This window comes from Synechococcus sp. H55.2 (assembly GCF_047462495.1).
Classification (GTDB): domain Bacteria; phylum Cyanobacteriota; class Cyanobacteriia; order Thermostichales; family Thermostichaceae; genus Thermostichus.
Genome location: NZ_JANSJH010000016.1, coordinates 1 through 10,408, shown reverse-complemented (window position 1 = coordinate 10,408; position 10,408 = coordinate 1). Strand labels below are relative to the sequence as shown.

At 62.2% G+C, this 10,408-nt stretch carries 9 protein-coding genes; 4 read left to right on the top strand and 5 right to left on the bottom strand.

From position 1 onward, the window contains the following. Positions 1 to 188: 188 nt before the first annotated feature. The 3 genes from NW844_RS03620 to glmS all read left to right on the top strand — a co-directional run bounded on the left by NW844_RS03620 (position 189) and on the right by glmS (position 4,252). Positions 189 to 1,043 carry an ABC transporter ATP-binding protein gene (locus NW844_RS03620; RefSeq protein ID WP_414333565.1) on the top strand — a complete coding sequence of 285 codons (855 nt, stop codon included), beginning with the start codon at positions 189 to 191 and terminating at the stop codon, positions 1,041 to 1,043. Continuing rightward, positions 1,043 to 2,269 (top strand): MlaD family protein, encoded by a 1,227-nt coding sequence (locus NW844_RS03615; RefSeq protein WP_414333563.1) that lies wholly within the window; start codon positions 1,043 to 1,045, stop codon positions 2,267 to 2,269. Before NW844_RS03620 ends, NW844_RS03615 begins: the two co-directional genes overlap by 1 nt. Before the next feature lie 135 nt (positions 2,270 to 2,404). Next, a complete protein-coding gene (gene glmS, locus NW844_RS03610; protein ID WP_414333561.1) occupies positions 2,405 to 4,252 on the top strand; it encodes a glutamine--fructose-6-phosphate transaminase (isomerizing) in 1,848 nt (615 codons plus the stop codon). On the opposite strand, the gene NW844_RS03605 is transcribed toward glmS, so the two are convergent. After that, the gene (locus NW844_RS03605; RefSeq protein WP_414333560.1) at positions 4,213 to 4,743 is read right to left on the bottom strand and encodes a heavy metal-responsive transcriptional regulator; all 531 of its coding nucleotides are present in this window, start codon (positions 4,741 to 4,743) and stop codon (positions 4,213 to 4,215) included. The genes glmS and NW844_RS03605 overlap by 40 nt on opposite strands. 103 nt (positions 4,744 to 4,846) lie before the next feature. Then, positions 4,847 to 5,254: an ATP synthase F1 subunit epsilon gene (gene atpC / locus NW844_RS03600; RefSeq protein ID WP_414333559.1), complete on the bottom strand. Its 408-nt coding sequence runs from the start codon at positions 5,252 to 5,254 to the stop codon at positions 4,847 to 4,849. Between the two features lie 330 nt (positions 5,255 to 5,584). Between atpC and NW844_RS03595 the strand changes: the two genes are divergently transcribed. Further along, positions 5,585 to 6,223 carry a Crp/Fnr family transcriptional regulator gene (locus NW844_RS03595; protein ID WP_414333557.1) on the top strand — a complete coding sequence of 213 codons (639 nt, stop codon included), beginning with the start codon at positions 5,585 to 5,587 and terminating at the stop codon, positions 6,221 to 6,223. Between the two features lie 147 nt (positions 6,224 to 6,370). Here NW844_RS03595 and NW844_RS03590 read toward each other — a convergent pair whose 3' ends face one another. The 3 genes from NW844_RS03590 to NW844_RS03580 all read right to left on the bottom strand — a co-directional run bounded on the left by NW844_RS03590 (position 6,371) and on the right by NW844_RS03580 (position 10,280). Further along, positions 6,371 to 8,194, bottom strand: coding sequence for a hypothetical protein (locus tag NW844_RS03590; RefSeq protein WP_414333555.1), 1,824 nt, complete (start codon positions 8,192 to 8,194; stop codon positions 6,371 to 6,373). An 88-nt stretch (positions 8,195 to 8,282) separates the two neighbouring features. Beyond that, complete coding sequence (locus NW844_RS03585; RefSeq protein ID WP_414333553.1) at positions 8,283 to 8,543, bottom strand: DUF6761 family protein; 261 nt, start codon at positions 8,541 to 8,543, stop codon at positions 8,283 to 8,285. A 96-nt stretch (positions 8,544 to 8,639) separates the two neighbouring features. Further along, positions 8,640 to 10,280 (bottom strand): CocE/NonD family hydrolase, encoded by a 1,641-nt coding sequence (locus NW844_RS03580; RefSeq protein WP_414333551.1) that lies wholly within the window; start codon positions 10,278 to 10,280, stop codon positions 8,640 to 8,642. Between the last annotated feature and the right edge of the window lie 128 nt (positions 10,281 to 10,408).

Below are 10,408 nucleotides of genomic sequence, written 5' to 3'. Positions count from 1 at the left end.
CTAAGAGACGAAGGCTGGCAGGTGCTCCGTAGCCTTGGCTGCTGGAGGCAACAGCAGCAAGTTGTTCGCGTAGTGCGACGGCTCTTAAACTAGCAATGGAACGCAAGCCACGGGAGGGAGGCACCCTGATCTTGCAGCTCTGCTGGAAGTGTTGGGCGAAGTACTTCAGAAAGGACATTGGCACCAGCATGAACGGCCAACAGCAGCCGCCGGCGGAGAGTCCCCAACCCCAGTCTGGAGCGGGGAAGGGAGATCCCGTACCCTTGGTGGAGCTACGGCAGGTCTCCAAGCGCTTTGGAACCACGCTGGTGCTTGACCAAGTCGATCTAAAGGTACATCGGGGCGACGCTCTGGGGCTAGTGGGGCCTTCCGGCACTGGCAAATCAACTCTGTTGCGCATCATCGCTGGCTTGACAGAGCCGGACGCTGGCGAAGTGCTCTGGTGCGGCATCCCCCTGCCGGAGATTCAGGCCGGCCACTGCACTCCCCCCTTGCGGGTAGGCATGGTATTCCAGCAGGCGGCCCTTTTCGACTCGCTGACGGTGGAGGAAAACGTCGGGTTTTTGCTCTACGAGCACTCGCGGCTGCCGCGGGCACGCATTCGGGAGCTGGTGGCAGCCAAGCTGGAAGCAGTGGGGCTGGCGGGTAAGGAGAACAGCCTGCCGGAGGAGCTCTCGGGGGGGATGCGCAAACGGGCCAGCTTCGCCCGCGCTATTATGGAGGACCCTTCTCTGCCCCAGGACGAGCCGCAACTGCTGCTCTACGACGAGCCCACGGCGGGCCTGGATCCCATTGCTTCCACAGTGATTGAAGACCTCATCCGGGATCTGCAGCAGGTGAAAAAAGCTTGCGAGAGCTACATTGTGGTGACCCACCAGCACAGCACTATCTACCGCGCCACCGACCGCATCGTGCTCTTGGCCCAGGGGCGGGTGCAGTGGGAGGGATCCGTGCAGCAGATCGAAACGTGCGATAACCCCTTTGTGCGGCAATTTTTCAGCGGTAGCGTAGAAGGGCCGATTCAAGTGGCAGGGCAGGTGTGATGCGTTCGCGAGCAATCCGAGAAGGGGCGGTGGGCCTGTTGATCCTGGCAGGGGTGCTGGGCTTTGCCGGGCTGTTCTTGTGGATCTACAACCTGCGCTTCGGCAGCCGCGGCTTCCAGTTTACCGTCACCTATCCCAACGTATCTGGCCTGGCGGAAGGCTCCAGCGTGCGGCTGCGGGGGGTAGCCGTGGGGCGGGTGGAGCGGATTTTGCCCCAGGCGGCCCAAGTGGAGGTGCAGGTGGCCATCGACCAGCCCTTGGCCATCCCCCGCGACGCCCTGTTTGTAACCACCCAGACGGGGTTGGTGGGGGAGACGGTGATGGATATCCTGCCCCGACGCGATGCCCCGGCAGCGGGATCCCCGCTGGCAGCCGATTGCGACCGCAGCCAAATCATCTGCGCTGGGGATAGGGTGGAGGGCACACCGGGGGTAGATTTCGGCCAGTTGTTGATTCAGGTGGATCGGCTGGTGACGCGCATCAACAACGACGAGTTCTTCGCTACCCTCAACGCCACCCTAGAAGGGATCACCCGCGTCGCCAACAGCGTGGCCGATCTCTCCGAAACCGTGGAAAAGCAGGTGGCAGCCCTGCGCACGGAAGATCTGGACTTGTCGCAATTTACCTCGGCTGCCACGGCTATCCAAGACGCGGCTGGGGCTGTGAGAGGAACGGCCCGCAGTTTTCAAGCGGCTGCCGATCAGTTCACCCTTCTGGTGGAACAGAACCGCATTTCCCTCAGCGCTGCCCTGGAAAATATCCAGCAGGTGAGCGCCGATCTGCAAGCCATGTCGAGCGCGGTTCGCCCGCTGCTGACGGATCCGCAACTGCAGGCGGATGTGCGCCAGATCCTGGCCGAGGTGCGAGCGGCGGCGGAGAACGTGTCCCAAGCTACCGAAGACCTGCAGCAGATTGCTGCCAACCTCAACGATCCGGGCACCCTGGCGACCTTGCGCCAAACCCTGGACTCGGCCCGCATCACCTTCCAGAATGCGCAAAAGATCACCGCCGATATCGACGAGCTGACGGGGGATCCCCAGTTTCGCCGCGGCCTGCGAGAGCTGGTGCTGGGGCTGAGCAACTTGGTCTCCAGCGCCCCTAAGGCCTCCGGCCCGCTTACGCGAACAGAAGACGGGATCCAGCCTGCTGCAGCCCAAGAGTATCGCTTCCGTTTTGCGCCCGTTTCTTTTGCCCTGGCCCTTGAGGAGCAGCAGCCCGTTCCCTAGGAGGAAGCCAGGATCCCTGCCGAGGTCTGCTCCCGCAGCGGCGGCAAAAGCCATTGAAGGGATCCGGAAGCTGGGGTAGGCTTTGCGGATAGGGTGCTTTGCACCGCTGGCGTGGCTGAGGTTGAGGTGTGAGGAATGTGCGGCATTGTCGGCTATGTGGGCTTTCAGTGGGCGGCTCCTATCCTCTTGGAGGGCCTGCGCACTTTGGAATATCGGGGCTATGATTCCGCCGGCATTGCCACGGTGGATCCAGAAGAGGGCTTGAGGATCGTGCGGGCCACCGGCAAGCTGCACAACCTGCTGGTGAAGCTTACCGCCAACATGCCCACGGCCAAGGTGGGGATTGGCCACACCCGCTGGGCCACCCACGGCGGTGTTAGCGAAGAAAATGCCCACCCCCACTGCGACGCGCGCGGGCGCATCGTGGTCATCCAAAACGGCATTGTGGAGAACTACCTGGAGCTGAAGGAAGAGCTGCTGCGGCGAGGGGTTGGCTTTCGCTCCCAAACCGATACCGAAGTCATCGCCCAACTGCTGGGCCTCTACACCGAGGAGCTGGGCTGCTTCGAGACGGCCTTTGGCAAAGTCATGGGGCAACTGCGGGGGGGAAATGCCGTGGTGGCTTTGGATCGGGAGGCGCCGGATCGGTTGATTGCCGCCCGCCTGGGCAACGCCGGCGCTGTGGTCGTCGGCGAAGGGGAGGGGGAGAACTTCGTTGCCTCGGATCTGCCCGCCATTGTCCGCCACACCCGCAGGGTGGTGTTTCTGGAAGATGGGGAGATGGCCATCCTCACCGACTCCAGCGTGCGCTACCTGCGCATCAGCGGCGAGGAGCTGCGCAAAACCCCCCTCACGGTGGCCTGGGATCCCGTCTCGGCGGCCAAGGGCGGCTACAAGCACTTCATGCAAAAAGAGATCTACGAGCAGCCGCGCACCACCACCGATACGCTGCGGGGGCGGGTGGATCTGGAAGAGGGGCGGGTGACTCTAGAGGAGCTGGCGCTAACAGAGGCGCAACTGGCCCAGACGGAGCAGATTCATGCCGTGGCCTGCGGCACCGCCTGGCACGCCTGTCTGGTGCTCAAGTACTTTATCGAGAGCCTGGCCCGCATCCCGGTGCAGGTGGACTATGCTTCCGAGTTTCGCTACCGCCAGCCGGTGCTGCGCCCCCACAGCCTGCTTGTGGCCCTCACCCAGTCGGGCGAGACCGTCGATACGCTGGCGGCCATGAGCGAGGCCCGCGCCCAAGGGATCCCCACCCTGGCCATCGTCAACGCCATCGGATCCCAGGCCACGCGCCTGGCGGATGCCGGAGTTCTCTACATTCACGCCGGGCCGGAGATCGCCGTCGCCTCCACCAAGGTATTTACCGGCATGCTGGTGGCGGGATACCTGCTGGCCCTGCAACTGGCCCAGGCCAAAGGGATCCTCAACCCGGCCCAGATCCGATCCCACCTGCAAGCTTTGATCGAGCTGCCGGGCAAGATCAGCCTGCTCCTGAAAGATGCCGCCCTCTACGACCAGTTGGCGGAACAGTACCACCACGTTGCCGACATGCTCTACCTGGGCCGCTGGGTCAACGCCCCCATAGCCCTGGAGGGGGCCCTGAAAATGAAAGAGGTCAGCTACATCCACGCGGAGGGCTACCCGGCAGGGGAGATGAAGCATGGCCCCATCGCCCTCATCGACGAGCGCATGCCGGTGGTGTGTATTGCCACCCGCGATCCCGTCTACGAGAAGATGCTCTCCAACATCGAACAGGTACAGGCGCGGGGAGGGCGGGTGATTGCCCTGATCAACCCAGAAGATACCCAGGTGAGGGAGAAGGCCGACCACGTCATCGAGGTGCCCAGCACCACACCCCTGTTGTCGGCAGTTTTAAATGTCATCCCCCTGCAGTTGTTTGCCTACGCCATGGCGCTGCGCCGCGGGGCCGATGTGGATCAACCCCGCAACCTGGCCAAGTCGGTAACCGTCGAGTAGTGGCTGCCGACCTTGTCAGGGCCGGCCTCTGGCTTTTGTAAAATCGGGCAGATCACGTCATCCTCGGCTGGAGATCCCGCTGGGATCCGCCAATCGGAGAGGAGGCTTTCAATTTGGCCTTTCAGAGTTTGCAACTCCGCTATCCGCTCTTCGATCTGACGCAGCTTCTCCTGCAGGTGTTGGCGGATCTCCGGGCAGGGCTGTTCCCCCTGGTCGTGGAGCTGCAGGATCTGGCCAATTTCTTCCAGGCTTAGCCCTAGGCTCTGGCAGCGGCGGATGAAGGCCAGCCGCCCCAGCACTGCCGGATGGAAGAGGCGATAGCTGGACTCCGACCGCTGCACCGTTGGCTTCAGCAGGCCCAGCGACTCGTAGTAGCGCACCGTGCGCACCGGCAACCCCGCCGCTGCTGCCACCTGGCCAATCTTCAAGCTGGCCGACGCGCTAAAGGATTCCGTCCCGCTGACGCGAACGGCAATTGCAGGACTGAACATAGCACCACCAGCTCCCCAGAAGCTTCAGCTTAACAAAGCCAGCCCCGTAGCCGGATCCCCTGCCGAGACCAAATTGGCTCCTGCTGAGAGAGGCGGGAATACCTCAGCTTTTGCTGCCCATCTCGGCGGCTTGGATCAAGGCTCTGGCCCGCTGCTGATCCAACTTGGCCTGCAAACGCTCCTGCTTGTCGCTGCTGGTATTCAAAACTTGGCTCGCTTCGTCCAAGAGGGCCTGAGCTGCGGCCTTGTCCACTTTTTCTCCCCGCTCGGCGCGGTTAACCAGAACGGTTACCTCGTTATTTTCCACTTCCGCAAATCCGCCCATCACGGCAATGGCCGACCACTTGCCACCGGCCTTGACCCGCATGACTCCATTGCCGATAGCAGTTAAGAGAGGAGCATGGTTGGTGAGGATGCCCAATTGACCTGAGGTGGCAGGGAGGATCACTTCCTCAGCGGGGGCATCCCAAACGATGCGGTCGGGAGTAATCACGCGAACCATCAGCGTCACGGCAGATCTCCTAGAGGCTTGAGCTGGACATCCTTAGATCCTACTGGATCACATCGACACTCCCGCCGACTTCGGTCGGGGGATCCCTGCGCAGCCCAAGACCGTTCGCGAAGCGGGATGATGTCCCGCCCCTGTAACGGCATAGTGAGCGAGACTTAACCTAGGCATAACCTTGCCTTTACTTCAGTCGGGAAGGCAAGCGGTATGGTGTTGTCGGGAACACCTGTCTCTTGCCGTGAACTCAGCACTGATGGCCAACCCCGCTGCTGTGGGTTCGCAGGAGAAAGCCCAACGACCAGTGTGCTCAGTTTGCTCTAGCGGAGCCAGTTTATGCCTGAAACGATGCCCGGCCATTTTGCTGCCGGCCTGCCTACACGGGAGCGTCAACTACTAGAAGATCTCTACCGAGGCCGCAGCTTATCTCCCTACAGTCCTGGACAGGTTATCCCTTTGTTTGCGGATGAATGGGTGATCGTCTGTCGGGGCGTGGTACAGTTGACGACTCTCTATCCCAATGGCGGCGAGGCGCTGTTGGGATTTGCCGGCCCCTCCATGCCGCTGGGATCCCCGCTGACGATGTTGGATCCCTACCAGGCCAAGGCATTGACGGCGGTTGACGTGTTGCGGCTGTCGGCAGCCGAGGTGGAAGCCTCAGCAACCCTGAGCCAAGGGCTGCTCAAGCAGGTGGTGCGGCGGCTGCGCCAAACCGAAGCGCTGCTGGCCCTAGCCGGGCGGCGGCGGGTGGAAGAGCGGCTGCGCCAGTTGCTCTCCCTATTGGCGGTGGAGTTGGGATCCCCGGTGGCGACGGGGGTGCGCCTGCAGGTGCGCCTTACCCACCAAGACTTGGCCAATGCCATCGGCACCACCCGCGTCACCATCACCCGTCTTTTGAACCGTTTCCGCCAGCAAGGCTGGATCGCGGTGGACAAGAACCGCCACCTGGTTATCAAGCTTGGGCACGCCTCTTGACAGCCCCAAAGGGCAAGGATTCTCCCAGCCTCATCGCCTTAGGGTTACTGGTCCCACCACAGCACATACTGTTCGGAAGAGCGCGGGGCTTCCTGCCGATTTGCTAAGGCCAGCTCAACCCAGAGTTTGGTCGGCTGGCCCAGCGCTTCAAGCATCCACCACTTCAAACGCCCACAGCCCCCGCTCGGCAGGGATCCGATGCAACTGGCCTTGAGGAAAGTGCCGCTGCAGCGCTGCCCCTTGCTGATCCCATACCCCCTGGTTCAGGAACAGGGTAAACGGCGGCTGTAGGTCTTGGGTGGGCAAGGCCTCAGGGGAAAAGACCTGCACCTGCTGTCCCGGCCCGGCAAAAAATTGGATCCAACTCTGCCAATAGATAGGCTCTCCCCAACTGAAATAGGGGTAGGCGGCGCTGGCTGCCAGGTAAAAGCGGTGGTCGGGATCCCCTTGTCGGGCCGCCACGTAGCGCCCGGTAGCTCCCACATCGTTGCCCTGGATCCAGCCCTTGTGAACAAAATCCCCAAAAATCGCCAAGTTCCATCCCCCGATCACCAGGATCGCCCCCGCCATCGCCACTGCCGGCAGCCACTTCCTCCCTGAGGATCCCCAACGTCCCAGGAGAGCTACCAGCGCCTGGATCCCTTCCAGGGTTAGGTAGGCTACAAAGGGCAGGATCACCAGCAGGCGGGTATAGTTGGGGGCTTTGGTGATGGCCAAGCTAAACAGCAGATAGAGAAATAGGAAACTGCCCATACAAAGCCAGTCGTGGGGTTGGCTGCGCCCCTTCCAGAGGCGGTAGAGGCCGGATCCCAAGCCCAGCCAGAGCAAAACCCCCGTCAGCGGATCCACAAAGGCATGGCCATAGTTGGGGTAGATATAGCCCCGGTCGTGCTGGCCGGGGTCGTTAAACATGCTCAGGCCGTTGCGGATGTTGCGCCACACCGCCTCGGCTGGTGTAGCCGCATTGACCCACATCTGCTGCAGCGCCCGCCCTTCCGGGAAAAAGAGAAATTGCTGGCGGGCATACTCGGTGCTGGCCGGCGGAGAAGTAGCCGTGGCCACCAAGATAGGTGCGGCCACCAGAAAAAAACCCAGCGCCGCCGGCAGCGTCAGCTTGGCCAGGGCCCAAACGGGGTTGACCTGCTTATTCCCCTCCTGCAGATCCTCCCGGCCCAGGAGCAGGTAGAGGCCGCCAAACAGCAACCCCAGCAGGATGACCACCCGCCCCGGCAGATAGCCGTAGAGGGAGAAGGCCGCTGCCCCTCCCCCCAAATACAAAAGCAGGGGATTTTTTTCCCGCACGCCCTTTAAGATCAAGGCTAGAGCTGCACACTCCACCAGCACAATCAGATTCTCTCGCATCGCCATGCGGCTGATGCCCAGCAGAGCGTGGTTGGATCCCAAGAGGATCGCCCCCGCCAAGGCCAGCCGGGATCCCCAGAAGGCGCGAAAAAACCCGTAGGCCACCAGGGTGGTGATCACCCCGAAGGCGGCATGCACGGTGCGCACATTCACCAGCGTGACTCCCCCCATCAGCCGCGTCAGGCCGCCGAAGAGGCTGAACATAAAGCGGGGAAAATAGAAATACTCCGGCATCAGCCCAAAGATATCGGGGTAGCGCACTCCTGAGGCCCGCCGCGCCATGGAGGTGATGACGATCTCGTCGGTGTTGATTTGAAAAGGGATGTTGGCCAGGTCGTAGAGGTAGATGGGGGCGAAGACCAGCGCCAGCAGCCCCAGGTGCAGCAGCTCCTGACGCCAGCGCAGCCGCGTCGGATCCCAAGGGAGCTGAGCCGGAGGAAACTGGGCCACATACAGCCCCACCAGCAGGATACTTAGCAGCCAGATACCCATCTGCAGCACGTGGTAGCCAAGCACCCCGTACCAGAGGATCAGGGCTATGCCCAAGCCCAGGCCGGATCCCAGCAGAGCCGGACGCCGGGAAGTTGCCAGCGTATCCCAAACCGCCATAGATTGGAATGAGGAACCGAATCTTTCCCAGCCTATCAGGCACCTGGCGGCGTTCGATCCCTCGCCCCCGGCCCCTCTCTATGCAGTATCAATAACCCCGCATCGGCTCCGTCTCTCGCTCCAGTTCCGGCTCCATGAAGTTGGACGGGTCGTAAAGGAAGCGGTTGACCTCGTCTTCAAGGCGGTAGATCTCAAAAGGCTGCAATTGCTTGCCAGTTCGCAGAGCCAGCAGGTAGCCATCCACCAGCAGGCGCAGCTCGTCGGTGCGCCGATAGCCGCGATGCCAACTGTCCACCAGCGCGTCGGTCAAAGCCTGATAATGCCGGATCAACTTCGGGTCTTGCAACATGGTGTTCCCTTGCCCTGCTTGTTTCTATCCTAACTTTTGATATCTGTTTGTGATCAGGAGTTGCGAAGGGATGGGAAGCTGTAGGGTCTTAAGCTTTTACTCCCCCCAACTCCCCTCGACAATGGGAAGGTACAGCCGTGAGGGGGTGTCGCCGCCGCTGTGAAGAGTAAGGGTGAGAATGCGGGCCTCAATGAGCCGCTCTTCCCGCATCCCCGTACCTGTATTGACGGAATAGGCCGGGAAACAGGCCGCACTGAGGCTGAGACGCAGGGCGTGGCCGCGGGGAATGCGGATGCAGGCGGGCTGACAGGGGATTGAGATGGGGGCATTGGGCTGGGGATCCCGCAGACGACGGTAGCCCTGGGAAAAGTTGTACACCTGGCCGTCCGGCCTGACCACGGAGAGCACGGCGCAGAGATCCAAGCTGGGGCTGTCGGCTTCGACGTAGAGCTCTGCCGTGATATCCCCCGCCAGGAGGAGGTCGGTTTCCAGAGGGGGAGTGGTGTAGGTGAGAACATCGGTGCGGCAGTCGAGGGCAGAGCGCTCTTGCGGCCCGGCAGGATAAACCAGGTGACCCCCCAAAGCCGGCACCGGTCGCCAGGGATCGTGAACAAAAGTATCCGACTGTTGCCTCAGTGGGGGTTCCGGGCGGAGGGATCCCTCAAGTTCGGAGAGGGCAGCCAGGCCGGTGCTGTGCAGGTAAAAAGCTTTTGGCTCCGGGGTGGGCCAGGCCTCTAAGCTGCGCCAGCGGTTGGCTCCCATCTCGAATAGGCGCACCGGCAGCTCCTGGAGGATCCCGGTGTCCTTGCCTTTGAGGAACTGGTCAAACCAGCGCACCTGCAGCCGATCGATGGGGCTGACGGCCTCGGGGCCAAAGTCCAGCGCCCCCACCCTGCGCCCCCACGGCAGGTGGGCCCAAGGGCCGATGATCAGGTGTTGCGGGTTTTGGCTGCGGGCACTCATCTCCCTGTAGAGGCGCAGGCTGCCACTCAGATAGCTGTCAAACCAGCCGCCAATGTGCAACATCGGCAGATCCACCACCTCTAGCCGAGGGGAGAGCTGGCGCCAGTAGTCGTCGGGTTCGCTGTGCTCCAGCCAGTCGAAGTAGTAGGACTGGGGCGCGTATTGCTGCAGCACGCCCGGCTTGAGGGGGATGGGATCGTAGAGGGGCAAGTTGCGGGAGGCTTTGAAGAGGGCCTGGTAAGCGTTGGCCTCTCCCCGCCGGCGGGCTCCCTCAGCTTCCAGTTGCAGCGCCCAACTGAGGTTGTTGGAGAAGGCAAAGGCTCCCCCCGGGTAGGCGGCATCGGCGTAGAGATCGTAGGGCAGCATCGCCGGGCAGATGGCCTTCAAGGCGCTGGGACGGCTGGAGGCGGCATAGAGTTGGGTCATGCCCTGGTAAGAAAAGCCGTACATGCCCACCACACCGTTGCTCCCTGGCAAAGCAGCCGCCCAGTTGACCGCGTCAAACCCATCTTCAGCTTCGTGGCGGAAGGGGTAGAAGGAGCCCTTGGAGGTGCCCCGCCCCCGCACATCCTGGATGACAACGATATAGCCATGGGCCGCATACCAGCGCGGATGGGCGTACACCACCGTCGAGGCAATGGCCCGCCCGTAGGGCTGCCGCATCAGCAAGACCGGGTAGCTCCCCCCGCCTTCTGGGCGATAGACATCCGCATCCAGTTGGATCCCGTCGCGGGTGAACATGGAAACGGTTTCGCGGGGGCGCACAGGCAGCATGGTTGGGTAAGGTCAGCGAAATTTGCCGAAGAACTAGGCACAGGGATCCCTGGAGAGCTCTTCGATAGAAAATTCCGGGAGATAGAAGCATTATGAACTACCCCACCGCGCAGGCGGGTGGGGTTTCC